General features: G+C 46.0%; 24 protein-coding genes. 23 read left to right on the top strand and 1 reads right to left on the bottom strand.

What is annotated here, in order from left to right; translation table 11 throughout:
• Position 1 precedes the first annotated feature (1 nt).
• From ACXAGL_RS17365 to mutL, 20 genes are all read left to right on the top strand, one after another.
• Positions 2–961: an ABC transporter permease gene (locus ACXAGL_RS17365; protein WP_474991949.1), complete on the top strand. Its 960-nt coding sequence runs from the start codon at positions 2–4 to the stop codon at positions 959–961.
• Between the two features lie 134 nt (positions 962–1,095).
• Positions 1,096–2,382 carry an EF-P 5-aminopentanol modification-associated protein YfmF gene (yfmF, locus tag ACXAGL_RS17370; protein ID WP_474968542.1) on the top strand — a complete coding sequence of 429 codons (1,287 nt, stop codon included), beginning with the start codon at positions 1,096–1,098 and terminating at the stop codon, positions 2,380–2,382.
• Positions 2,382–3,677: an EF-P 5-aminopentanol modification-associated protein YfmH gene (gene yfmH / locus ACXAGL_RS17375; RefSeq protein ID WP_474991951.1), complete on the top strand. Its 1,296-nt coding sequence runs from the start codon at positions 2,382–2,384 to the stop codon at positions 3,675–3,677. Before yfmF ends, yfmH begins: the two co-directional genes overlap by 1 nt.
• Positions 3,667–4,389, top strand: a complete 723-nt coding sequence (gene ymfI / locus ACXAGL_RS17380) for an elongation factor P 5-aminopentanone reductase (protein ID WP_474968544.1) — start codon at positions 3,667–3,669, stop codon at positions 4,387–4,389. The genes yfmH and ymfI overlap by 11 nt, the downstream gene beginning before the upstream one ends.
• 67 nt (positions 4,390–4,456) lie before the next feature.
• Positions 4,457–4,717, top strand: a complete 261-nt coding sequence (locus tag ACXAGL_RS17385; RefSeq protein WP_474968545.1) for a DUF3243 family protein — start codon at positions 4,457–4,459, stop codon at positions 4,715–4,717.
• 184 nt (positions 4,718–4,901) lie between these two features.
• The gene (locus tag ACXAGL_RS17390) at positions 4,902–5,693 is read left to right on the top strand and encodes a DUF3388 domain-containing protein (protein WP_474968546.1); all 792 of its coding nucleotides are present in this window, start codon (positions 4,902–4,904) and stop codon (positions 5,691–5,693) included.
• A gap of 18 nt (positions 5,694–5,711) precedes the next feature.
• Positions 5,712–6,644 carry a helix-turn-helix domain-containing protein gene (locus ACXAGL_RS17395; RefSeq protein ID WP_474991953.1) on the top strand — a complete coding sequence of 311 codons (933 nt, stop codon included), beginning with the start codon at positions 5,712–5,714 and terminating at the stop codon, positions 6,642–6,644.
• Positions 6,645–6,751: 107 nt separating this feature from the next.
• Complete coding sequence (pgsA, locus tag ACXAGL_RS17400) at positions 6,752–7,330, top strand: CDP-diacylglycerol--glycerol-3-phosphate 3-phosphatidyltransferase (RefSeq protein ID WP_027954273.1); 579 nt, start codon at positions 6,752–6,754, stop codon at positions 7,328–7,330.
• A complete protein-coding gene (locus ACXAGL_RS17405) occupies positions 7,327–8,565 on the top strand; it encodes a competence/damage-inducible protein A (protein WP_474968548.1) in 1,239 nt (412 codons plus the stop codon). Before pgsA ends, ACXAGL_RS17405 begins: the two co-directional genes overlap by 4 nt.
• A gap of 167 nt (positions 8,566–8,732) precedes the next feature.
• Positions 8,733–9,776 carry a recombinase RecA gene (gene recA / locus ACXAGL_RS17410; protein WP_474991955.1) on the top strand — a complete coding sequence of 348 codons (1,044 nt, stop codon included), beginning with the start codon at positions 8,733–8,735 and terminating at the stop codon, positions 9,774–9,776.
• A gap of 270 nt (positions 9,777–10,046) precedes the next feature.
• Positions 10,047–11,609, top strand: coding sequence for a ribonuclease Y (rny, locus tag ACXAGL_RS17415; protein ID WP_027954276.1), 1,563 nt, complete (start codon positions 10,047–10,049; stop codon positions 11,607–11,609).
• Between the two features lie 82 nt (positions 11,610–11,691).
• Complete coding sequence (locus ACXAGL_RS17420; RefSeq protein WP_474968551.1) at positions 11,692–12,489, top strand: TIGR00282 family metallophosphoesterase; 798 nt, start codon at positions 11,692–11,694, stop codon at positions 12,487–12,489.
• Positions 12,490–12,597: 108 nt separating this feature from the next.
• A complete protein-coding gene (locus tag ACXAGL_RS17425; RefSeq protein ID WP_474968552.1) occupies positions 12,598–12,858 on the top strand; it encodes a stage V sporulation protein S in 261 nt (86 codons plus the stop codon).
• Positions 12,859–13,101: 243 nt separating this feature from the next.
• Entirely contained in the window at positions 13,102–14,142 is a 1,041-nt protein-coding gene (gene tdh, locus ACXAGL_RS17430) for an L-threonine 3-dehydrogenase (protein ID WP_474991957.1), read from the top strand.
• Between the two features lie 17 nt (positions 14,143–14,159).
• Positions 14,160–15,335: a glycine C-acetyltransferase gene (locus tag ACXAGL_RS17435; RefSeq protein ID WP_474968554.1), complete on the top strand. Its 1,176-nt coding sequence runs from the start codon at positions 14,160–14,162 to the stop codon at positions 15,333–15,335.
• Between the two features lie 194 nt (positions 15,336–15,529).
• On the top strand, positions 15,530–17,095 hold the full coding sequence (miaB, locus tag ACXAGL_RS17440) for a tRNA (N6-isopentenyl adenosine(37)-C2)-methylthiotransferase MiaB (RefSeq protein WP_474971440.1): 1,566 nt from the start codon (positions 15,530–15,532) through the stop codon (positions 17,093–17,095).
• On the top strand, positions 17,096–17,524 hold the full coding sequence (locus tag ACXAGL_RS17445) for a YlbF/YmcA family competence regulator (RefSeq protein ID WP_027954282.1): 429 nt from the start codon (positions 17,096–17,098) through the stop codon (positions 17,522–17,524).
• Positions 17,525–17,693: 169 nt separating this feature from the next.
• Positions 17,694–18,272: an outer spore coat protein CotE gene (locus ACXAGL_RS17450; RefSeq protein ID WP_027954283.1), complete on the top strand. Its 579-nt coding sequence runs from the start codon at positions 17,694–17,696 to the stop codon at positions 18,270–18,272.
• A 187-nt stretch (positions 18,273–18,459) separates the two neighbouring features.
• Positions 18,460–21,045: a DNA mismatch repair protein MutS gene (gene mutS, locus ACXAGL_RS17455; RefSeq protein ID WP_474991959.1), complete on the top strand. Its 2,586-nt coding sequence runs from the start codon at positions 18,460–18,462 to the stop codon at positions 21,043–21,045.
• Between the two features lie 13 nt (positions 21,046–21,058).
• Positions 21,059–22,942: a DNA mismatch repair endonuclease MutL gene (mutL, locus tag ACXAGL_RS17460; protein ID WP_474971439.1), complete on the top strand. Its 1,884-nt coding sequence runs from the start codon at positions 21,059–21,061 to the stop codon at positions 22,940–22,942.
• 127 nt (positions 22,943–23,069) lie between these two features.
• Here mutL and ACXAGL_RS17465 read toward each other — a convergent pair whose 3' ends face one another.
• On the bottom strand, positions 23,070–23,429 hold the full coding sequence (locus ACXAGL_RS17465; RefSeq protein ID WP_160835678.1) for a helix-turn-helix domain-containing protein: 360 nt from the start codon (positions 23,427–23,429) through the stop codon (positions 23,070–23,072).
• A 186-nt stretch (positions 23,430–23,615) separates the two neighbouring features.
• On the opposite strand from ACXAGL_RS17465, the gene miaA reads away from it, so the two are divergent.
• The 3 genes from miaA to ACXAGL_RS17480 all read left to right on the top strand — a co-directional run bounded on the left by miaA (position 23,616) and on the right by ACXAGL_RS17480 (position 25,906).
• Entirely contained in the window at positions 23,616–24,560 is a 945-nt protein-coding gene (miaA, locus tag ACXAGL_RS17470) for a tRNA (adenosine(37)-N6)-dimethylallyltransferase MiaA (RefSeq protein WP_474971438.1), read from the top strand.
• A gap of 30 nt (positions 24,561–24,590) precedes the next feature.
• Entirely contained in the window at positions 24,591–24,815 is a 225-nt protein-coding gene (gene hfq, locus ACXAGL_RS17475) for an RNA chaperone Hfq (protein WP_474968559.1), read from the top strand.
• 149 nt (positions 24,816–24,964) lie between these two features.
• Complete coding sequence (locus tag ACXAGL_RS17480; RefSeq protein ID WP_474968560.1) at positions 24,965–25,906, top strand: AAA family ATPase; 942 nt, start codon at positions 24,965–24,967, stop codon at positions 25,904–25,906.
• Positions 25,907–25,956 lie beyond the last annotated feature (50 nt).

Here is a 25,956-nt window from a genome sequence, read left to right on the forward strand (position 1 = left end):
AATGGAATTTATAGAGGTGTTCAGCCGTATCCTCGGATCCGCTGTTATTTTTGCAACCCCGTTGATTTTCACAGCGCTCGGCGGAGTATTCAGTGAGCGTTCCGGTGTTATAAACATCGGGCTGGAAGGTCTGATGATCATGGGGGCATTTGTAGGGATTGTCTTTAACCTGACTTTCCACACGGTTTTTGGTGCTGCAACTCCCTGGATATCCATGCTGGCGGCAGTGATCGTATCCGCACTGTTTTCCCTCGTCCACGCGGCAGCATCGATTACCTTCCGCGCTGATCAGGTTGTCAGCGGTGTGGCCATCAACTTTCTTGCCCTGGGCATCGGGCTGTTTCTTACAAAGCAGTGGTATGACAAAGGGCAGACAGACTTCATCAAGCAGCCTTTTTACTCTTCGGATGTTCCTATTCTTAACGATATTCCTATTGTAGGGGAGATGTTGTTCAGTGGCTGGTACTGGACGTCTTACCTTGCTATTGCCATGGCGTTTGCCGCCTGGTTTGTGCTGTACAAAACTCCGTTCGGCCTTCGGTTGAGGTCGGTGGGCGAACATCCGATGGCGGCGGATACGAACGGTATTCATGTATACCGGATGCGTTATATCGGCGTGATGATTTCAGGTGCCCTGGGGGGACTGGGGGGTTCCGTTTACGCTATGACTGTAGCGTTGAACTTTTCTCATGGCACCATTTTAGGGCAAGGGTTCATCTCGCTTGCCGCCGTCATTTTTGGAAAGTGGCATCCCCTTGGGGCTCTTGGAGCAGCTATCTTTTTCGGCTTCGCACAAAGCCTGAGCATTGTGTCCTCCGACATTGCCTTTTTAGAAGATGTCCCTTCGGTTTTCATGCTGATCGCTCCATATGTTCTAACGATTCTCGCACTCGCTGGATTTATTGGACGGGCGGAAGCACCTAAATCCCTTGGAGAAGCATATATTAAAGGAAACCGATAAATATCTGTCCGGTGCTTTGGTACCGGGCTGATTTTTTTACTTTTGTCCACATTTCCCTTACTATAAAACTTAGTTATAATGGATGAATATGGACATGTGCGTCTATACTACTAAAAAGTACAAGGAGGATGGAAATGAAAATTACAAAAGAAACGATACTCGAAAAAGATGGGTACCGTCTACATATTTTACCAAGTAAAAAGTATAAAACGATGAATATCGTAGCCAAATTCAAAGCTCCTTTAAAACGTGATGGGATTACGGAGAGGGCGCTTCTTCCGCATGTGCTTCAAAAAGCTACAAACCAGCACCCATCTGTAAGGTCTTTTCAGGCAGCATTTGAAAATCTTTATGGAACAGCTTTATCCAGTGATGGTTCGAAAAAAGGCGAAAACCATGTCATTAGTTTCCGGATGGAAGTGGTGAATGAATCCTACCTGAATGACAACGAACCGATTCTGGAGGAAGCATTCCAGCTGTTCCACAATGTCCTGTTTGATCCGAAAACTGTGGAGAATGGTTTTGACCCTGAAATCGTCGAGCGTGAAAAACAGACACTTGAACAGAAAATCACTTCTATTAAAGATGATAAGATGAGCTATGCCAACCTTCGTCTCATGGACCACATGTGTAAAGGGGAGCCCTACGCCCTTCACGTCCATGGGTATCAGGAGGACATGTCCTCCATTACTCCGGAATCGCTTTACACTTATTATCAGCAGATGATCCAACAGGATATGCTGGATGTATACGTAATTGGAGATATGGATGATAAAGATGTGGAAACATTAACAGACCGTTATTTCCAACGCAGTGGCAGCACGAACGAAGATAACGATCAGGTTTCTGTGTCCAAAGATGTCCAGGAATCTGCAGAGATCATTGAACGTGAAGAGGTCAATCAGGGAAAACTTCATCTCGGCTATCGTACATACACGAAGTTCGGTGATGATGACTATTATGCGCTGCAGGTCTTTAATGGTATCTTCGGTGGATTTCCGAGCTCGAAGCTGTTCATGAATGTGCGGGAAAAGCACAGCCTCGCGTACTATGCGGCATCTAGATTTGAGAGTCATAAAGGCCTTCTGCTTGTCTTCAGCGGGGTGGACCCGAAGGACTATGATCAAGCGAAATCCATTATTCTGGAGCAGATGGAAGCGATGAAAAATGGAGACTTCACAGTAGAGCAGGTGGAGGAGACGAAGGAGCAGGTCATTAATCAGCTGAAAGAGACGATGGATAATGCCAATGGATTGATCGAAGTGCTTTACCATCAGATGCTTTCCGGAATCGACATGCCGGCGGACCAGCTTATCGAAAATATCCGCGGAGTAACCAAAGAGCAGGTCGTTCAAATGGCGGAAAAGATTAAACTGGACACCATTTATTTCTTAACAAGTCACGAGGGAGGGGAAGAGTGATGGAAGAGTTAGTCTATCAACAATTGAATGAAACGGTTTATCAGGAAACACTCGACAACGGTTTGAAGGTATTCCTTCTATCAAAGCCTGAAATGGCAAAAACTTTCGGGATCTTTACAACCAATTACGGTTCTATAGATCAAACATTCACGCCGATCGGTCAAGATGAAAAAGTTACAGTTCCAGAAGGGATTGCTCACTTTTTGGAGCACAAGCTGTTTGAAAAAGAAGACCGGGATGTTTTCCAGGATTTCACCCGCCTCGGGGCTTCTGCAAACGCCTTTACGTCCTTTACGAAAACCGCCTATTTGTTTACAGCGACGAGTCAGGTGGAGAAAAATGTCCAAACTCTGCTGGATTTTGTACAGGATCCCTATTTTTCGGAGGAATCGGTAGAAAAAGAAAAAGGGATTATTGCACAGGAGATCCGCATGTATGACGACCAGCCGGACTGGAGATCCTTTTTCGGAACCATCCAGAGCCTTTACCATAATCACCCGGTAAAAGTCGATATAGCCGGTACGGTGGAAAGCATTCAGGAAATAACGAAGGACGACCTATATACGTGTTATGAAACGTTTTATCATCCGTCCAACATGGTTTTATTCGTGGCCGGTAACATTGAACCTGAATCCATGATGACATTGATTCGTGAAAACCAGGGACAGAAAGAATTCCCTCCAGCACCTGAAATCAACCGTTCCTATCCGGATGAACCTGCTCATGCCGCCCGCAAGGAACATTCCATTACGATGCCGGTAACAACGGCAAAAGCCATGGTTGGTGTTAAGGAGGATGTCAGCGGGTTGAAAGGAGAAGAACTGCTGCGGCGGGAACTTCTTTCCAGCATGATTCTTGATTATTATTTCTCCAAGAGCGGAGCCTTTTATGAAGAATTGTACAAAGCGGATCTTATTGATGACAGTTTCCAGTTCGAAACAGAACTCGACCGTCACTTCGGCTTTACGATTCTTGGCGGCGATTCAAGAAAACCGGATGAAATGGCTGGCCGGGTGAAGGAAATGCTGCATGAATTAAAAGACATGCGGATAGCTGATGAAGACTTTACTCGTATGAAGCGTAAAAAAATCGGTCAATTCATGCGTGCGCTCAATTCACTTGAATTTATAGCGAATCAGTTCACTCATTACCATACGCTTGGTGTTGATCTATTCGAAGTGCTTCCGGTGATTGAATCATTGACAGTTGACGATGCTGAAGAATACCTCAAAGACTGGCTCAATGAAGAAGCCATTGCTGTTTTCCAGGTAAAACCACAGTCCAATGAATCGTAAACGCTGCCTTATCCTTGGAGCGAGCGGGGGGATTGGTGAAGCAATTGCCCACCGGGTCGTCGAGGATGGCTGGGCCGCAGGCGTGCAGTATTATACCAACGAAGAGAAAATCCGTTCGATGCAGCAGGATGTTCCGGAAGATCAATGGGCGGGCGCTTTTCAAGGTGATCTTTCGACAGAGGAAGGTCTGAATGCCTTTCTCGACCTGCTTCCAGCTGAATGGGATGCGGTTATCTTTGCCGGCGGCCATATGTACAGCGGATTGTTTCAGGATATGGATGCCGGGGATATGGACGCGCTGTATTATGTTCACGTGAAAGCCCTGTGGATGACAACCCGGCATATACTGCCGTATATGATTCAGCAGAAACAAGGGAATATCATCGTTATATCCTCCATTTTCGGTACAGAAGGAGCAAGCATGGAAGTTGCCTACAGTTCCGTCAAGGGAGCACAGAATGCATTTGTGAAAGGACTGGGACAGGAGCTTGCTCCCAGTCATATCCGGGTAAATGCGGTGGCTCCTGGTTTGATCCAGACGAAGATGAACGAACACCTTACTTTGGAGGACCTTCAGGCTCTCGAAAATGATATACCTATGGGTCGTGCCGGAACTCCAGATGAGGTGGCTGATGCTGCCGGATTTTTACTGGGTGGAGATTCCCGCTATATGACGGGACAGATTCTCCATGTCAATGGCGGCTGGTCTTAATTTCATGAATAAGACCTGTTCTTCCTTCTCATACTAAGCTTGAAAAAATTCAGAGGAGGGAACAGACATGTCTGTGCTCGATAATTGGGATTCTTGGAAAGACTTTCTTGGTGATCGTCTCCATCAGGCGGAAGGACAGGGGATTAATAACGGAGCCGTTTCCGAACTAGCGTATGAAATCGGAGGGTACCTGGCCAATTCTGTAGACGCTAAAAATAACGAGGAAGCCGTTCTTCGTGATTTGTGGAACGTCGCAGATGAAAAAGAACAGCATGCAATCGCTAATATGATGGTGAAGCTTGTTCAAAATAACGGTTCCCAACAGTAATCGAAAAAAATCCGTACAATTTGTACGGATTTTTTATTTATGTATTTCTGCTATTTTTTTGCAGAGATCATAGTTCCCGCCTTTCCTATTTAAAGAAAATCCTTTATGATAGATAAAAGAGTAGATCAATCCAAATATCACTCGTCTTTGACAAATACCGACATTTTTTTAGAGGGGTTGGAACATGGATAAAACAGAATGGTATCTGGAATATGAAATTCAATACAACCGTCCGGGACTTCTGGGGGACATCTCCTCCCTGTTGGGTATGATGGCCATTAATATCGTGACGATCAATGGAGTTGAAAATTCGCACAGGGGCATGCTTCTTCTCTGCAAGGATGACGAGCAGATCACCCGCTTAAAATCGATTTTAGATACAATGGACACGATTAAAGTAACGAAACTCCGCCGCCCGAAATTAAGAGATCGTTTAGCAGTCCGTCATGGAAGATACATACACAGTGATATCGACGACCGCAAAACCTTTCGTTTCAACCGGGAAGATCTTGGACTCCTGGTTGACTTTATGGCGGAATTGTTTATGAAGGAAGGCCATAAGCTTGTCGGGATCCGTGGCATGCCGCGGGTCGGTAAGACTGAATCGGTGGTGGCGGCAAGCGTTTGTGCCAACAAGAGGTGGCTGTTTGTCTCCAGTACATTGTTGAAGCAGACGGTAAGGAACCAGCTGATCGATGAGGAATACAGCGATGATAACCTGTACATCATTGATGGAATCGTTTCTGCAAAACGGGCCAATGAGAAACACTGGCAGCTCGTCAGGGAGATTATGCGTCTTCCGGCGACCAAAGTCATTGAGCACCCGGATATTTTTGTTCAGGAAACCGAATACAAGCTGGATGACTTTGATTACATCATTGAACTTAGAAACAATGAAGATGAAGAAATTACTTATGAACCTGTGGAAAAACCGGAAATGAAGATGAATGAGGGATTTTCCATGTTTGATTTTTAAAATTGGATGGTGTTACACATGGAGATTGGAGCTAGATTAAAGGAAGCAAGGGAGACGAAGGGACTTTCGCTTGAGGACCTTCAAGAAACAACGAAAATACAGAAACGGTATCTTCAAGCTATAGAAAGTAATGATTTTCAAGTTCTTCCGGGGAAATTTTATACCCGCGCATTCATTCGTGAATATGCTTCTGCTGTCGGTCTGGATCCGGAACAGGTAATGGAAGAGCACAAAAATGAACTGCCCACATACGAAGAGGAAAATACGGTCCAGTTCAGCCGGGTACAGAAATCAAAGCAGGAAGCCGCTCAGAAAAGCGGAGGCACTTCCCGCTTCCTTCCTACTTTCCTTACGGTAGGGCTTGTCGTCGGTGTGATATTAGTCGTTTGGATTTTCATGCAGAGCGGCAGTGAAGACAGCGGAGCACCTGCGGACAGTTCATCATCAGATGAAATCAGTGTTCCGGCCGGTTCTGAAGAAGACACGGCTGAAGAAACGTCCGGTTCTGAAGAAGAAGCACAGGCGGATGAGCAGGAGCAGAACGAAGACAGCGGTTCTGAGGAAGAAAAGGCTGAAGAGAAAGAAGAAGATCGTGAGCCTGAAGAGTCCGGGGAAGAACAGCCGGGCGTGGAACTTTCGGAAGAGGGGACAGGTTCATTCCCGATGCACACTTATGAAGTGGTGCCGGCTGGAGATTCCAAAGTAACTGTTGAATTTTCCGGAAATGTCTATATGGAGGTTCAATCCCCGCAGGGGGGAGAGAATCTTGTGACTCCCCGTGAATATACATCTGCTGACTCTCCTGTCACCATTGATATAGGAGACAAGCAGGAAGTATACATTAAAACCGGAAATGCTCCCGGTATGACGGTAAACGTGGATGATCAACCAGTCACTTTCCCTGATCCTGAGCTGACAACGCAGAAGTTATTGTTGCAAATGAAGGAATAAAATCTATATAATCATGAACGGGCTGCCCTTTCAATATCGACAGAGTGACAAAGCCTCTCGATTGACCGGGCAGCCTTTTATTTACTGTGTAGTAGGAGTGTGGAGAAATGAATTTACCAAACAAGATTACGTTATCCAGAATTTTTCTAATTCCCATTTTTATTATTCTCATGAGTGTACCTTTTGGATGGGGCACGCTGGAAATGGGAGAAAGAGAACTTCCAGTGGCTCACCTTGCCGGTGCGGTTCTCTTTATTATTGCATCCACTACGGATTGGATTGACGGGTATATTGCCCGTAAATATTCACTCGTGACCAACCTCGGGAAGTTTCTCGATCCTCTGGCCGATAAACTGCTTGTAAGTGCGGCCCTCATCCTGCTCGTAGAGATTGGACTTGCTCCGGCATGGATTGTCATTCTCATAATCAGCCGCGAGTTTGCTGTTACAGGGCTGAGGCTTGTCGCAGCTGGTGAGGGAAGTGTACTGGCTGCCAGCCAGATGGGTAAACTGAAAACATGGATTCAGATCATCGCCATTTCAGCACTGCTTCTCCATAACTGGCCATTTGCTTTTATCGGTTTTCCCTTTGGTATGATTACGCTGTATCTTGCCTTAATCATTACGGTGTATTCCGGCTATGATTACTTCAAGAAAAACTGGCATGTGATGAGAGATTCTAAATGAGAACTGAAATTATTGCCGTAGGAACAGAACTGCTTTTAGGTCAGATTGCAAATACAAATGCCCAGTGGATATCACAGAGAATGGCAGAACTCGGACTTCCTGTATACAGTCACGCCGTGGTTGGAGATAACCTCGACCGTGTCGCGGGTTCTTTCAGGGAAGCATCGAGACGTTCGGATATTATTATTGTTACAGGCGGCCTCGGACCGACAGAGGATGACTTGACAAGAGATGCCGGGAGTATGGTCCTCGGAAAGTCTGTCCATGAACATGCTCCGTCTATGGAAAGAATCGAAGCTTATTATAAAAAAAACAATAAAACAATGAGTTTGAATAATAGAAAGCAGTCCCACGTTTTTGACGGGGCATTCGTACTTGATAACAAGGAAGGAATGGCCCCCGGCCAGATCATTCAACAGGGAGAAGTCATCTGGGTGTTCCTTCCAGGGGTGCCCCGTGAGATGAAGGCGTTAATGGAAAGCGGAGTGATTCCTTTTCTTCAGAAGTCCTTTTCTCTTCAATCAGAGATTGTTTCGGAGATGCTCCATTTTATAGGCATCGGGGAATCGGATCTTGAAACACAGCTGCAGGCGCTCATTTCCCATCAGACCAATCCGACCCTTGCCCCTCTGGCCAGTGAAGGCGAAGTGGGTTTACGGTTAACTGCAACAGGGGAAACGACAGATGAAGCAAAAGCGAAAATTGCTGAGTTGAAAAAGGTTGTTCTTGATAAGGTTGGGGATTTTTATTATGGAAGTGACGATGAAACGATCGAAAGCACCGTGCAGCGCCTTCTTTCCCGCCGAGGGTATCGTCTTGGGGCAGCAGAGAGCTTCACAGGTGGAAAGTTCATAGAACGTATGATTGCCCTTCCTGGTGCTTCAGCGGTCTGTCAGGGCGGTCTGACGACTTATACGGCCGAAATGAAGGAGCAGGTCCTTGATATTCCAAAATACCTGATCAGAGAATACGGAACGATCAGTCATGAGTGTGCCGAGATGATGGCTCTGAATACCCAGGCCCTGCTTCATGTGGATGCTGCTGTCAGTTTTACAGGAGTGGCCGGACCGGATTCAAGTGAAGGGAAGGAGCCTGGAACCGTATTTATCGGCCTCCAGATCAGGGACAAGAGTCCTGAGGTCCACCGGTTCCAGTTCCCGGGTGGTCGTGATCAAGTAAGGGAACGTGCAGTGAAGAAAGGCTTTGAGCTTTTATTTCATCACTTGAAAAATTGAATTTTGAATAATGGAACGCAAAAGGTTTTTGATATTCTCTCTGGGAGAGCATCAAAAACCTTTCGTTCCCAACAGGTAAAAAAACGGGAACAAATATTCGCTTTTCGGTTGGCAAATCCTTTAAAACAAGTTATGATAAGTATAGAAATTTTGAAAGGCGGTATACAATGAGCGATCGTAAACAAGCATTAGATATGGCATTGCGTCAAATAGAGAAACAATTCGGAAAAGGTTCGATCATGAAGATGGGTGAAGGTGCGGAGCAGAGGGTTAACACCGTTCCCAGTGGATCACTGGCTCTTGATGTGGCCCTTGGGGTCGGCGGCTATCCGCGCGGCCGGATTGTGGAAATATACGGACCAGAATCTTCAGGTAAAACTACTGTTGCCCTTCACGCGATTGCGGAAGCACAGAGGAAAGGCGGTCAGGCGGCATTCATTGATGCGGAGCACGCCTTGGACCCGGTCTATGCAAGAGCTCTGGGTGTCGACATTGAAGAACTTCTGCTTTCCCAGCCGGACACAGGGGAACAGGCTTTGGAAATCGCTGAAGCCCTCGTACGCAGCGGGGCCGTAGATATGGTGGTCATTGACTCTGTGGCTGCTCTTGTTCCAAAAGCAGAGATTGAAGGGGAGATGGGTGATTCCCACGTAGGTCTGCAGGCACGCTTGATGTCCCAGGCTCTTCGTAAGCTTTCCGGTGCGATTAATAAATCGAAGACGACGGCTATTTTCATCAACCAGATTCGTGAGAAGGTCGGCGTAATGTTTGGTAACCCGGAAACGACCCCCGGCGGGCGCGCCCTGAAATTCTACTCTTCTGTCCGTCTTGAAGTTCGTCGTGCAGAAACATTGAAACAGGGGAACGAAATGGTGGGGAATAAAACCCGCTTGAAAGTGGTTAAGAACAAGGTGGCACCGCCATTCAGACAGGCCGAAGTAGATATTATGTACGGAGAAGGAATCTCCAGAGAGGGAGAACTTGTTGATATTGGAACAGACCTGGATCTCATTCAGAAGAGTGGATCATGGTATTCATATAATGACGAACGTCTCGGTCAGGGTCGCGAGAACGCCAAACAGTACCTGAAAGAGAACGTTGAAGTTTATGAGGAAGTGAAACGTCTGATCCGCGACCATTATGGTATGGAAGCTGACGAGGAAAAGACTGAAACTTCCAGTAAAGACAGCCAGGAAACGCTGGACGTATAAACCGTTTCTGCGGGCAGAATGAAGAAAGCAGCGCTGAAAAAAGCGCTGCTTTTCCAATATTTCCAGAAGCGGGAATAAACTGATAGTTTTAAATTTTTGCATATGTCAGCAGATACATAGCGGGATTCCTTGACATTCCGCATAGTCAGGCATAAAATGAATGTGTATCATTTTCATCTTTATACCCTTAATTTAACAAATGAAACTGAAAATGAATCGTTTGTATTTACCGACAAACGGACCAAGTTCATAGCAAGAGGAGGTGAAATTATGGATTTGATATCCTCGCTCATCTTCATTTTGCTTGCCCTTATCATCGGTTCTGTTGTTGGTTATCTTATTCGGAAGTCGATAGCGGAAGCGAAAATTTCCAGTGCTGAGGAATTAGCCAGGCAGATTGTGGAGGAAGGACACCGCAATGCTGAATCGGCCAAAAAAGAAGCTCTTCTTGAAGCGAAGGAAGAGAATCAGAAATTCCGCCAGGAGGCTGAAAGTGAAGTTCGCGAACGCCGCTTGGAACTGCAGAAAACCGAAAACCGTTTGAATCAGAAAGAAGAGAATCTTGATCGTAAGAGTGGAACGCTGGATCAGCGTGATCTTTCACTCGAGAAGAAAGAAGGAACTCTTGCCGAGAGACAACAACAAATTGAAGAAATGGAAAGCAAAGTGAAAGCTATGCTTCAAGAACAGCAGACAGAGCTTGAAAGAATTTCAAGCTTAACATCTGATCAGGCCAAACAGGTTATTTTGGAACGTGTTGAACAGGAAGTCTCTCATGAATCGGCGCTTATGATTAAAGAAGCGGAGAACCGGGCGAAAGAGGAAGCCGATAAAAAAGCAAAAAATATTTTATCCCTTGCTCTCCAGCGTTGTGCCGCTGATCACGTAGCCGAAACCACCGTATCTGTTGTCAATCTGCCTAATGATGAAATGAAAGGTAGAATTATCGGCCGGGAAGGACGAAATATCCGTACGTTGGAAACGTTAACTGGTATTGATCTTATCATTGATGATACACCTGAAGCGGTTATTTTATCCGGTTTTGACCCAATCCGAAGAGAAACAGCACGTATGGCTCTTGAGAAACTTGTTCAAGATGGACGTATACACCCTGCGAGAATTGAAGAAATGGTTGATAAGTCCCGCCGCGAAGTGGATGATTACATCCGCGAGGTCGGGGAGCAGACAACCTTCGAAGTCGGGGTTCACGGTCTTCATCCAGACCTTATCAAGATTCTCGGCCGCCTTAAATATCGTACGAGTTATGGTCAGAATGTCCTTAAGCACTCCACGGAAGTTGCCTACTTATCCGGTCTTCTGGCCGCAGAACTAGGTGAAGATGAAATGCTTGCCCGCCGTGCCGGACTTCTGCATGACATCGGAAAAGCGATAGACCATGAGGTAGAAGGAAGCCACGTTGAAATTGGTAAGGAACTTGCCATTAAGTATAAGGAAAACGACACGGTCGTAAACGCAATCGCTTCCCACCATGGAGATGAAGAGCCTACTTCAATTATTTCTGTACTCGTTGCGGCTGCCGATGCCTTATCTGCAGCACGCCCGGGCGCAAGAAGTGAAACGCTCGAAAATTACATCAAGCGTCTTGAAAAACTTGAGGAAATTTCTGAGTCTTACGAAGGTGTGGAGAAATCCTTTGCGATTCAGGCAGGTCGTGAAGTACGTATTATGGTCCGCCCTGATGAAATTGATGATCTTGAAGCAACAAGACTGGCGCGCGATATCCGGAACAGAATCGAGGGAGAACTCGATTATCCGGGACATATTAAAGTAACGGTCATTCGTGAAACGCGCTCTGTCGAGTATGCGAAATAAATAAAGCGGCCTTAGCGGCCGCTTTATTTATTTTGTAGAGGAAAAACAGGAAACATTACACAACTAAAGGAATGAATGATCTATGAGAATTTTATTTATTGGAGACGTTGTTGGTTCTCCGGGCAGAGATATGGTAGAGACCTATCTTCCAAAATTGAAAAAAAAGTTTCAGCCGGCCGTCACGATTATCAATGGGGAAAACGCAGCCTCCGGAAAAGGGATTACGGAAAAGATTTACCGTCGGTTCCTGGAACTGGGTGCGCAGGCAGTGACTCTCGGAAACCATGCGTGGGATAAGAAGGAGATTTTTGAGTTTATTGATAAGGCGGATTATCTTGTCCGACCGGCCAATTTCCCGGAAGGTACGCCGGGGCGGGGCCTTACGTACGTAAAGACTCCAAAAGGGGAAATTGCTGTGATTAACCTTCAGGGGCGGACGTTTATGGCACCTAACGATGATCCGTTCCGAAAAGTAGATGAGTTAATAGAGCAGGCATCTAAGCGCACCTCTTTAATTTTCCTGGATTTTCATGCGGAGACGACCAGTGAAAAACAAGCCATGGGCTGGTATGTGGATGGGCGAGTCAGTGTTCAGGTCGGCACACATACCCATGTTCAAACGGCAGATGAACGGATTCTTCCGGAAGGCACAGGATATATTTCAGATGTAGGAATGACGGGTCCTTACGATGGAATCCTTGGAATGGATAGAGAAGCGGTGTTGAAACGTTTCAAAACGAATCTTCCTGTACGTTTTGAAGTACCTAAAACGGGAAGAGCACAACTAAGCGCCTTCTTGGTGGATGTGGATGATAAAACAGGGAAAACGGTGAAAGTAAAGCGGATCTTAATCAACGACGACCATCCTTTTTTTGAGTGATTATTTGAATTTTGCGACAAATTCATTCATAATGAAAAGGTAATATCCTACATCTCCAAGAATATAGTAGTTATGGAACAACTATAGTGATTGAAGGAGGAACTAGTAATGGAAGTCTTAAAAGTATCAGCAAAATCCGTACCTAATTCTGTAGCAGGAGCTTTAGCGAATGTCGTAAGAGAAAGAGGATCAGCTGAAATGCAAGCCATTGGTGCAGGGGCTCTAAACCAGGCTGTAAAAGCGGTAGCCATTGCTCGAGGATTTGTCGCCCCCAGCGGAATGGATTTAATATGCATTCCAGCTTTTACGGATATTCTAATTGACGAAGAAGAACGAACAGCGATTAAACTGATTGTCGAACCCAGATAACTGATCCTTCAGGGAGATCCATTACTTTACATTACCTGTTTCATTTTAACGGATAAACCGCACTTAATCAGTGCGGTTTTTTTATATGGATTCCCCGCAGCACCCGCCTCTATCGAAAGCGGTATCATTTTATGATCACTTGTGTTTTTACAGTGGACATGAGAATTTGATTATTTACCTATTCATGTTAGAATGGCTTTATAAAGGGATAAAGATGAAATATATTCAGGGGAGATGTTCACTGTGAATGGAAAGATGAAAGCAATCATAAAACATCACCGCGGACCCGGAGCGAAGCTTGAGGAAGTGGATATTCCTCAGGTTAAGGATGATGAAGTACTCATCCGTGTCAAAGCTACCTCCATCTGCGGAACGGATGTACATATTTATAACTGGGACGAATGGTCAGAAAGTCGTGTCCAGCCGCCGTATGTGTTCGGGCATGAATTTTCCGGAGAAATTGTGGAAACAGGAACAAATGTGGAGCATTTTAAAACAGGGGATTACGTCAGTGCGGAAACACATCTTGTCTGTGGACACTGCCCACAGTGTTTGACAGGAAAGTATCATATCTGCGCCCATACAAAAATCATTGGCGTTGACACACAGGGGTGTTTTGCTGAATATGTGGCTCTTCCAGCGGAAAATCTATGGAAGAATCCGGAAGATCTTCCTTCTGATATCGCCTCCATCCAAGAGCCGATGGGAAATGCCGTTCATACCGTCTTGAACGGGGAAGTAACAGGAAAAACCGTTGCGGTTATCGGCTGTGGTCCTATAGGCCTGATGGCTGTCGGAGTAGCTGTCGCTGCAGGCGCCTCCCAGGTGCTGGCCTTTGATTTGAATGCATACCGTCTGGAACTGGCGGAGAAGATGGGCGCAACAGCTGTTATTCACTCGTCTGAAGAAGATCCCGTAAAAAAAGCATTAGCACTGACGAATCATGACGGAGTCGATGTAGTCTGTGAAATGAGCGGGCACCCTGTAGCTATGGATCAAGGTTTTAAGATGGTGACTAATGGAGGGCGTGTTTCCATTTTGAGTCTGCCGACCAAGCGGGTCAGCCTGGATGTCACGAACGATATCGTATTCAAAGGAGTGGAAGTCCAGGGGATCACGGGCAGGAAGATGTATGAAACGTGGCAGCAGGTCTCCCGTCTTCTGCAATCCGGTCAGGTGAATGTGAAACCGATCATCACCCACCATTTGAAACTGGAGGAATTTGAAAAAGGTTTTGAATTAATGAATGAAGGTTTATGCGGAAAAGTAATTCTTCACCCATAATTAAAGGAGGATGAACGATGAAAGGTTTTGAGTATTTACAGAAAGAGCTGGATGAAATGCAGGAACAGGGAACATTCCGCCGCTTGATTCCATTGGAGTCCGCTCAAGGGTCCAAAGTGACAATCAAAGGAAAGGAAGTTATCCAGCTTTCTTCCAATAACTACCTGGGGTTGACTTCCCATCCAAGGTTAAAAAAAGCGGCAGAAGAAGCGAATGCGGAGTATGGCGTTGGAACAGGTTCCGTGAGAACCATTGCAGGTACATTGAAGATGCATGAAGATTTTGAAGAAAAACTGGCTGCATTCAAACATACAGAAGCTGCCCTGGTCTTCCAATCCGGGTTTACTACCAACCAGGGTGTATTATCCTCCATTCTTGGTAAAGACGATGTTGTCATCTCTGATGAGTTGAATCATGCTTCGATTATAGACGGCATCCGCCTGACTAAAGCCGACAGGAAAATTTACAAGCATGTGAACATGGAATCTCTGGAAGAGGCATTGAAAGAGAGTGGGGACTACCGCACACGTCTCGTTGTGACGGACGGTGTTTTCTCCATGGATGGTAATATAGCGCCGCTTCCAGAAATTGTCGAATTGGCTGAGAAGTATGATGCGCTGATTATGGTGGATGATGCCCACGCGAGTGGTGTGCTTGGTGATAATGGTCGAGGCACAGTGAATCACTTTAATTTAGACGGTCGTGTTCACATCCAGGTGGGGACTTTGAGTAAAGCCATCGGTGTGCTCGGCGGTTATGTAGCCAGTACAAAAACGCTGAGAGAGTACTTGATTCATAAAGGACGTCCATTCTTGTTCAGTACATCTCATCCACCTGCTGTGACTGCTGCCAATGAGGCTGCGATCGATGTCCTCCTGGAAGAGCCGGAATTAATTGAACGCCTCTGGGACAATACCTCTTTCTTTAAGGATGGTTTAACAAAGCTTGGGTTTGATACGGGTATCAGTGAAACGCCGGTCACCCCGGTTATGATTGGCGATGACGCTCTGACTCACACCTTCTCCGATGAATTATTTAAAGAAGGCGTTTTTGCCCAGGGCATTGTCTTCCCGACTGTGCAGAGGGGGAAAGGTCGTATACGGACGATTGTAACGGCGGAGCATTCCACGGAAGAGCTCCAGCAGGCTTTGAACGCTTTTGAGAAAGTGGGAAGAAAGCTGAATATTATCTAAATCAAGAGGACGTATGTAAGTCTCTGTGATCAATTGCAGAAAGACAGGTAAATAGAAAAGTCTAAAAGGATCGTTGCGTTAGGTCACTGCCGGAACGGTCCTTTTTGTTCTGTATTTTTCCATTTGACTTAATTTATCATGAAAAACTTGATATAATGAGACAGTTAGAAGGATCGGCTTGAAAGGAGATTATAATGAACGAACAGCAGAGAAAAGAAATGTCTCAGATCCGTCAGACTGATATTTCCGCTGCAGATCAGGACAATTTGAACCGATTGAAACAGCAGTCAAGTGAAGATTACGTCAAATATTTCCAAACGACCTATCAGCCTCCGAATATGAGGGATGCCCAGCGCCGCAAACGCAAGGAAACAGATATCCATTATGATTTTGAAATACCGGAAGATATGGATCAGGCCGGCCGTGGAAAGAAATATATGATTCGTACATATGGATGCCAGATGAATGAACATGACACAGAAGTTATGGCCGGTATTTTTGAAGAAATGGGCTATGTGTCCACGAATGACACGAAAGAAGCAGATATTATCCTGTTGAACACGTGTGCCATCCGCGAAAATGCTGAAAACAAAGTTTTCGGAGAAATCGGACACCTTAAACCGTTGAAAATGGAGAATCCGAATCTGATTATTGGAATCTGCGGCTGTATGTCACAGGAGGAATCCGTAGTCAATCGTATTTTGAAGAAGCACCCATTCATCGATCTGATCTTTGGTACCCATAACATCCATCGTCTCCCGCAGCTTGTAAAAGAAGCGATGTTCGGGAAGGAAATGGTCATTGACGTATGGTCCAAGGAAGGCGATATTATTGAAAACCTCCCCCGTTCACGAAAAGGGAAAATTAAGGCATGGGTGAACATTATGTACGGCTGCGATAAGTTCTGTACATACTGCATCGTTCCGTATACCCGCGGGAAAGAGCGGAGCCGTCTCCCTGGAGACATCATCCAGGAAGTCCGTCATCTCGCAGCGCAGGGCTATAAGGAAGTGACGCTTCTCGGCCAGAATGTGAACGCTTACGGAAAAGATCTGGATATGGAATACGGACTCGGGGACTTGATGGATGAACTTCGGAGCATCGATCTTCCCCGTGTGCGTTTTACCACCTCCCATCCAAGGGATTTCGATGACCGGCTGATTGAAGTGCTGGCTAAAGGCGGCAACATGCTGGACCACATCCACCTTCCTGTCCAGTCCGGGAATACAGATGTTCTGAAAATTATGGGACGGAAATATTCCCGGGAGGAGTATCTGGAGCTTGTCCGTCGTATTCGCAGCGCTATGCCGGGAGCTACGCTTACCACAGATATTATCGTCGGTTTTCCTAATGAAACAGAGGAACAGTTTCAGGACACCCTTTCCCTTGTAGAAGAGGTGGGATTTGAAGCGGCTTATACGTTCATCTACTCCCCAAGGGATAATACACCTGCAGCGAAGATGAAAGATAATGTATCGATGGAGGAGAAGAAAGACCGTCTCCAGCGTCTGAATAAATTGGTGAATCAGCAGTCAGCCGAAGCGATGAGTCAATATGAGGGCGAAGTGGTGGATGTTCTTGTCGAAGGGGAAAGCAAAAATAATCCAGACGTCCTGGCCGGATATACGAAACGGAACAAGCTTGTGAATTTCCGGGGGCCCCGTTCCATTGTCGGAAAGATCGTACCTGTAAAAGTAATCAAGGCAAAAACTTGGTCTCTGGATGGAGAACTGGTAGAATCTAGCGTAGAGGTGAAATAAATGGCACAATACACACGTCAAGAAGTAGTCGATGAAGCAAAAAAACTGGCAAAAATGATGGCTGATATAGAAGAGATTGACCGTTTCAAGCAGCTGGAATCCAAGTTGAATGAAAACCAGAAGGTGCAGTCGCACATTAAGAAAATTAAAGCGCTCCAAAAACAGGCCGTGAACTTCCAGGCTTATGGAAAAACGGAGGCGCTGAACCGAATTGAAAAAGAAATTGACCGTCTGCAGGATGAGCTGGATGAAATCCCGGTCGTGGCTGAGTTTAAAGAAACACAAACGGTCATCAATGATATTTTACAGATGGTTTCGAGTACGATTTCCCGTGAAGTTACCAATGAGGTGATCCGTTCCACAGGAGGAGATCTTCTACAGGGAGAAACGGGTTCTTCCAACAATCAAAGTCATGGCTGCAGCCGTTGATGCATACACTTCCGTCAGAGGGGTTTCCCTCCGGCGGATTTTTTTTCGTACAATTTTATAGGCTCGTGCATACAATGAAGTAAACACGTCCTTAGGCTTTTCTCATGGAATCACCATTCGCCCAGACCATGCATAGGATGGGTGGTAGAATAAGGAGGAATGAGAGCTCATGTCTTTTTTTGAACGGGATTACAGAGAAATTATTACCAAAGCTGTAATCGGTAAAGGTAAAAAGTTTACAGAATCCACGCACACCATCAGCCCTTCCCACCGTCCAACAAGTATTCTGGGATGCTGGGTTATCAACCACATCTACAACGCGAAGAAGAAAGGGGATCACGTAGAGGTATCCGGCAGTTATGACATTAACGTCTGGTATTCCTACAACGACAATACTAAGACAGAGGTCGTAACAGAACGGGTGACCTATTGCGACTACGTTAAGTTGAGTGTGAAAGACGACAACTGCATTCATGATGATTTTGAAGTCATTGCGAAAGTCGTCCAACAGCCGAACTGCCTGGAAGCTACGATTTCCGGCAACGGCCAGAAAATTGTAGTAGAAGTAGAAAGAGAGTTTGTGGTTGATGTCATTGGTGAAACCAAGCTTTGCGTAAAAGTGGACCCGCATGGCTGCGGACACGATGACGACTATGAGCAGGATTTGTCATCAGATGATTACTCAGCGATTGAAACGGACTTCCTTCCATCTTCTTCAAGCAGTGATGACCATGACGATAAGCATTAACTCCCTGATCTTTCAGCAGGGGGTTCTTTTTTTTGGAAAGGCTTTGAAACACAGGGTTCTGCGTCAATGCTCTGCGTTTGGCATGGAGATTTCTTAAGGTTTACCTATGAGCGATTTGTTAAAGAGGGTTGTTTCCATGTGCTATAATGGATGAAGAATTCTACGTACGTTTTGGAGGATTGACCGAATGGCACAGTATACACCAATGATGCAGCAATATTTAAAGATTAAAGCCGATCAGAAGGACGCGTTTTTATTCTTCAGGCTCGGGGATTTTTATGAGCTTTTTTTTGAAGATGCCCTGAAAGCATCGCAGGAACTTGAAATCACCTTAACAAGCAGAGATGGCGGGGGAACTGAACGCATTCCGATGTGCGGCGTCCCGTATCACTCGGCAGAAAACTACATAAGGCAGCTGATTGAAAAAGGCTTCAAGGTGGCGATTTGTGAACAGGTGGAAGACCCGAAGGAAGCCAAAGGCGTTGTAAAAAGGGAAGTCGTCCAGCTGATTACGCCGGGTACCGTAATGGAAGGCAGCATGCTGGATGAGAAGGAAAACAACTACCTTGCTTCATTGAGCGCTTTTGAAGATGGATCATATACCGTGAGCTACAACGATCTAACTACCGGAGAGAATAGCACAGCCTTAATTCCCGGAGGGTTTGACGCAGCCTTGAGTGAATTGTACAGCCGACCTGTTCGTGAAGTTGTCGTTGCCTCCGATTTTGATGAAGAGCAGCAGTTGATGCTGAGGGAGCGCCTCGGCTACACACTCTCCCACCAGGATGAGACGACCATTAATCCGGACCTCTCGTCACTGACGGCAGGAATCCAGCAGGACAAGCTGTTAACAGGATTCGGCCGGTTGTTGAACTACATCCAGCATACGCAGAAGCGCTCGCTCGATCATTTGCAGCCGGTAAAAGTCATTGAGCTGAAACAGTATATGACGCTCGATATGTACTCGAAAAGGAACCTTGAGCTGTTGGAAACCATCCGTAAGCAGGGGAAAACAGGCAGCCTGCTTTCAGTGGTAGATAAAACGAAGACATCCATGGGCGCACGCATGCTGAAAAAATGGATGGAGCGTCCGCTTCTTTCGAAACAGGCCATCGAAACACGGCATGAGCAGGTGGAGGGTTTCCTTGATCAATTTTTTGAAAGGGAAACGCTGCGGGAACAGCTCACCAACGTGTATGATCTGGAACGTCTGGCGGGGCGGGTGGCTTTTGGAAACGTCAATGCCAGGGATCTTCTCCAGTTGAAAAATTCCCTTGCGCGGATTCCTGAAATACTTGCTACGCTTCAGCAGTTTGACAACACTTCAGTGAAAGAACTATATCAGACGATTGATCCTCTGGAGGAGCTTAAGGATTTGTTGGAGCATAGTATTGCCGAAGATCCTCCTATCAGTGTGAAAGAGGGTGGATTGATTTGTGACGGGTACGACCAACAGCTCGATGACTATCGCTCAGCTTCGAAAAATGGTAAGCAGTGGATTGCTGAGCTTGAAAAGAAAGAGCGGGAAAAAACAGGCATTAAATCCCTGAAGGTCGGGTATAATCGTGTCTTCGGCTACTATATTGAAGTGACAAAAGCCAATCTCCGCTACCTGCCCGAAGGCATGTATGAGCGGAAGCAGACATTGACCAACGCAGAGCGCTTTATAACACCGGAATTAAAGGAAAAGGAAACGTTGATTCTTGAGGCGCAGGAAAAGAGTGTGGAACTTGAGTACCAGTTGTTCCTCAACGTCAGGGAGAACGTCAAGTCCTATGTACAAAGACTGCAGCATCTGGCTGAACAGATCAGCCGCATTGATGTGCTGCAGGGTTTTGCCCAGGTGGCGGAATCGTATCAATATGTCCGCCCATCTTATAACGACCGCCGCATGGTCGATATTCAGCAGGGCCGGCATCCGGTGATTGAACGGGTCATGCAGGATGGAACATTTGTACCGAATGACATCTATATGGATGATGAAACGGATGTCCTTCTGATTACCGGTCCGAACATGTCCGGTAAGAGTACGTATATGAGGCAGCTTGCTTTAACATCCGTTCTTGGTCAGATGGGAAGTTTCGTTCCGTGCGGTTCTGCCTCTCTTCCGATATTCGATCAGATTTTCACACGAATCGGAGCGGCAGACGATATTGTGTCCGGGCACAGTACGTTCATGGTGGAAATGCTTGAAGCCAATCACGCCCTTACACATGCAACAGAAAACAGTATGATCCTGCTGGATGAGATCGGAAGAGGAACGAGCACCTATGACGGAATGGCGCTGGCCCAGTCCATCGTAGAGTACATTCATGGAAGAATTAAGGCTAAAACATTATTCTCCACCCACTACCATGAATTAACATCATTGGAAAATGAACTGGATCGTTTGAAAAACGTCCACGTAAGGGCGGAAGAATATGAAGGAAATGTCGTCTTTCTGCACCAGATCAAAGATGGCCCAGCCGATGAAAGTTACGGCATCCATGTTGCAAAACTGGCCGATCTTCCGGATCCGCTGATTAAACGGGCGACAGAGCTGCTGGAACACCTGGAAGGGGCATCCGGACCCAAAGAATCGGCTGCAGGGGATGAAGAAGAGCAGCTCAGTTTATTTGTAGAAGAACCAAAGGAAAAACCGAAACAGGAAAAGCAAAGCGCCAGCCAGATTTCAAATCTTGAAAAGCGGCTCTCATCTCTTGATTTAATGGAGATGACACCGATGGACGCTATGAACGAACTGTATCAGCTTCAAAAAAGCTTGAAGAAATAAAGGAGGTTCACGTATGGCACGCATTCGACTGATGCCTGATCACCTGGCCAACAAAATCGCAGCCGGAGAAGTGGTCGAGCGGCCTGCCTCTGTCGTAAAGGAACTGGTGGAAAATAGTATTGACGCAGGTGCATCCTGGGTGAAGATCGACTTGATGGAAGCCGGTCTTCAGCGCATTCGTATCATCGATAACGGAGCAGGGATGGAGGAAGAAGACTGTGAGCGGGCTTTTCACAGGCACGCAACGAGTAAAATTCTGGATGAAAATGATCTATTCCACGTGCGCACCCTCGGCTTCCGGGGAGAAGCTCTGGCAAGTATCGCTGCCGTCAGCCGGCTCAGCATTCAGACGTCTACAGGTGAAGAAGCAGGAACAAAACTGGACCTTGAGGGCGGTCACCTTATGCAGAAGGGACGAGGAGACGCGAGGAAGGGTACAGATATCACGGTGGAAGAGTTGTTTTTCAATACTCCGGCACGGTTGAAATATATGAAGACGATCCATACAGAACTTGGTCATATTACAGATGTGTTGAACCGGATTTCCCTGGCCCATCCCGAAGTGCAGTTCGTTTGCACGCACAATGAGAAGCAGATTTTCAAAACCAACGGACGCGGGGATCTGCTGCAGGTGATTGCCAGCATCTACGGCATGAATACAGCGAGGAAAATGGTTCCTGTGGAAATGGAAACGTCGGATTTCAAAGTGAAGGGGTATATAGCGAAGCCGGAAGTGTACCGGGCTTCCCGGCAGTATATGTCCACGATCATTAACGGCCGCTATATTAAAAGCGTGCCTTTGAATAAAGCCGTCCAACAGGGGTATCATACCCTTCTGCCAATTGGGAAAAATCCAATTGTTGTCCTGAATATTGAGATGGATCCGATTCTTGTTGACGTCAACGTCCATCCATCTAAATTAGAAGTACGGTTCAGCAAGGAAAAAGAGCTGTATGCTCTCCTTGAAGAGACGATCCGCCATACATTTCGTAAGGAAACCCTCATTCCTGATGTTCAGGAAACGAAAGCGAAACCGAAAAAGGAGTATTCCGAACAGAAAACGTTTGCGTTTCATGAAACAAGGAAAGAAGAAGCTCATAATCAAAGAGAGTCTGCTGCCGATCATCTGCTGAAAGAAGAGCCGCCGGCTGCACCGGAGATGAAAGAAGAGCCGTCCCCTGTTTTTGCAGGAGAGCAGGAAGCGATGCTGAAGGAAATGACGGCTGATTTTAAACCGGAAACCACCGAGGAAGAAGCTGCTGGAAAGCCGGATGAACAGGAAAATGAAGCGTCGTCTAAAAAGGAAGGCGGCCGCCGCGTTCCCGTCATGTACCCGATCGGCCAGCTTCACGGGACTTATATACTCGCCCAGAATGAAGAAGGGATGTATATCGTCGACCAGCATGCAGCACAGGAAAGGATCAAATATGAGTTTTTCCGGGATAAACTGGCTCAGGTTGATCATGAGGTCCAGGAGCTGTTAATTCCATTAACCTTTGATTTTTCTAAACAGGAAGCATTGAAAATTGAAGAATATAAAGAGGAACTCGAAAAAGTTGGCTTGTTCTTTGAACCATTCGGTGACAACACGTATATCATCCGCAGTCACCCGACATGGTTTCCTGCTGGATTTGAGCAGGAAGTCATTGATGATATGATCCAGCAGCTCGTTCAGGATGAGCGGATAAACATTCTGAAATTGAGGGAGGAAGCAGCCATCCTTATGTCCTGCAAGCGATCCATCAAAGCCAATCATTACTTGAATCAATCCGACATGTTTCAGCTTCTTGAGGAGCTGAGGACGTCGACGGATCCATTTACCTGTCCACACGGACGACCGATTATTGTTTTCTTCTCTGAATATGAGATGGAAAAAATGTTCAAGCGTGTTATGTAAATAGAAAAAAGACAGCCGGATTTAGATCCGGCTGTCTTTTTTTTATGGACAATATATAAACAGATACAAGTAGTTTACGTAATATTATTTCTGTATGTCTGCATTAATTTTCAAGAACAGGGGAGGGTCAGGAAATGTTTTTCTGCTGGAGCAGAAAACGAAAGTAATTATCGATCTGCTTAATATCTTCCGGCTGTATTCCGAACCAGGCTTTTTTATCAAAAAACACAGGTTTTGAATATCCCTTCGTTTCCAGAAGGTGCTTGATTTCCCTCATTTCATCTTCCAATTCGTCGCTCAATCCAAGGAGATAATCTGCAGTGGTATGAAGAGCATGAGCAATCTTCGACAAGTCTTCTAGATCAGGGGATGTATAGCTGCGCTCCCAGTTGGATACCACTTGGGGAGAAACACCGACTTTTTCAGCCAGCATAGCCTGAGTCAAACGTCTTTCTTTGCGAAGTGTGCGAATCCTTTCATGAACCACGGTAGACGCCTCCTTTTTTTATACTATAACACAAACTAACGATATGCGATAGTAAGACTAACGAATATTTTGAATTTAACTAACGGAATCCGTTACTATGACTAACGGATTCCGTTGATTAAGTCGTTGAGGTATGATTGTAGAGCCATTCATGTATAATAGAGATGGAACAAAGGAGGTGGAAGTTTGAAACCAATGGTAGCTGCTGTTGTTGGACCGACCGCGGTCGGTAAAACAAAGCTGGGTGTCCAGATTGCCCAAAAGTTTAATGGAGAAGTTATCAGTGGCGATTCCATGCAGATCTACCGGACTATGGATATTGGAACAGCCAAAGTGACCCGGGACGAAATGCAGGGAATTCCTCATCATATGATTGATATCAAGGATCCTGAAGAGTCTTTTTCTGCAGCTGAATTCCAAAGGAAGGTCCAGTCATTAATATATGAAATTCAAAAGCGGGGGAAACTCCCTGTTTTAGTAGGTGGAACCGGCCTTTACATACAAGCAACCTTGTTTGATTTTGAGTTTACAGAGGAAAAGAAAGACGAAGCAGTAATGAAGCGGCTTGAAGAAGAGGCAGCCGATCAAGGTCCCGTGCATATGTACGAAAAGCTTAAAAGCCTGGATCCTGACCAAGCAGCTAAAGTCCATCCAAATAACAGCCGCCGGGTGCTGCGTGCGCTCGAAATTTATGAAACAACTGGGAAAAAGATGAGTGAGCAGGAGGCGGCGAAAGCCTGGGATTCTCCATTTACCCCTCTTTTGATCGGTCTTGAGATGGACCGGGAGCGTCTCTATGAGCGTATTAACAACCGGGTGGATCAAATGGTGGAAGAGGGTCTTGTGGAGGAAGTCCGCCGCTTATATCAGGCAGGACTTAAAGATGCCCAGTCCATGAAGGCCATCGGCTATAAGGAATTGATTCCATTCCTGGAAGGGGAGGTGGACCTTCAGGAAGCGGTTGACCTTCTTAAACGGAACTCCAGGCGCTATGCCAAGCGGCAGTACACGTACTTTAAAAACAAACTGGATGTCCACTGGTATGAGGTAACACCTGAGAACTATGAGGATAAATTTCAAACGATTTTCGCAGATTTAGCAGGAATGATCGATAAAAGCGGCGAATCGTAATATTACAGATAGAAAAGAGGAGGAAGATCCATGGCTCAATCCGTAAACATTCAAGATAACTATTTAAATCAACTACGCAAGGAACGTATGCAGGTGACAGTCTTTCTTACCAACGGCTTCCAACTGCGTGGAGTAGTGAAGGCTTTTGACAATTTCACTGTTTTATTGGAAACCGAAGGGAAGCAGCAGTTGATATTCAAGCATGCCATCTCTACATTCGCACCAATCAAAAATGTATCGCTGGATAAGGAATAAGGCTTACATAAGTCTTGAGTGAATGGGAAAAGCGGATGCTCTTGAAGCATCCGCTTTTTTGTGGTTTTATCAGACTGTTTTTGCTGTGGGCGTTTGTCACAGGTTCTTTCCCTGATGCGTATGATGAAGCAGAGTAAGGAGGGATCCACGTGTATCCGCAAGCTAAAACAGCAAGGCCTGGTACGATTAACATTGTGCTTCAAGATGCAAAGGCAGGGCCTGCACCAGAAAGCAGGGTCCTCACCAAGGAACTGTCCCCCCCGCCCTTCCAGATGATTGATGATTTCTTTTCTTCCATAGTAGGTCTTGAAGGTTTGAAAAGGCAGATGAAAGAGATCTATGCGCAGGTGGTCATTGCTGGGAAAAGGGCTGATGCCGGGTTGAAAAAGAACCAGCAGGTGCTTCATATGGTGTTTAAAGGGAATCCCGGAACCGGAAAAACGACATTGGCCCGTATGGTCGCCCGCCTTTTTCATGAAGCGGGAGTGCTTGAAAAAGGTCATTTTATTGAGGCGGACAGAAGTGACCTGGTGGGAGAATACATTGGGCACACCGCTCAGAAAACAAAGGATTTAATCCATAAAGCCCTTGGAGGGGTTCTTTTTATTGATGAGGCGTATTCACTGGCGCGTGGTGGTGAAAAGGACTTCGGTAAGGAGGCGATTGATACCATTGTGAAATGCATGGAGGATCACCATGATGAACTCGTCATCATCCTTGCCGGGTATCCGGAAGAAATGGAAGATTTTCTAACCATTAACCCCGGCCTATCCTCCCGGTTTCCATTAAAGCTTTCCTTCAAGGATTATTCGTGGCGTGAGTTGTCTTCCATAGCCGGAGGGATGCTTAAAGACAGGGAATACCAGTTGGCTCCTGCAGCTGAGGTGAAACTTCACGAACATCTGCGGTCCGTCTGCTCCCGCTCCCGTTTGAATTTTTCCAATGCCAGATATGTGAGGAATATGATCGAGGAAGCTGTCCGGAGGCACGCGTTTCGTATCATGACAGAAGAGTCCCCGGCAAAAGCGGTACTGATGACGCTTGAAGCCGAAGATTTTTCATTTCCAAAAGACGAAGGGCGTGTCCATTAAAAGGGGATGATACTCATAGATCCCCTTTTTCTGTTATGATGAAGGTGGAT

The organism is Halobacillus sp. ABA4_118 (genome assembly GCF_056160205.1).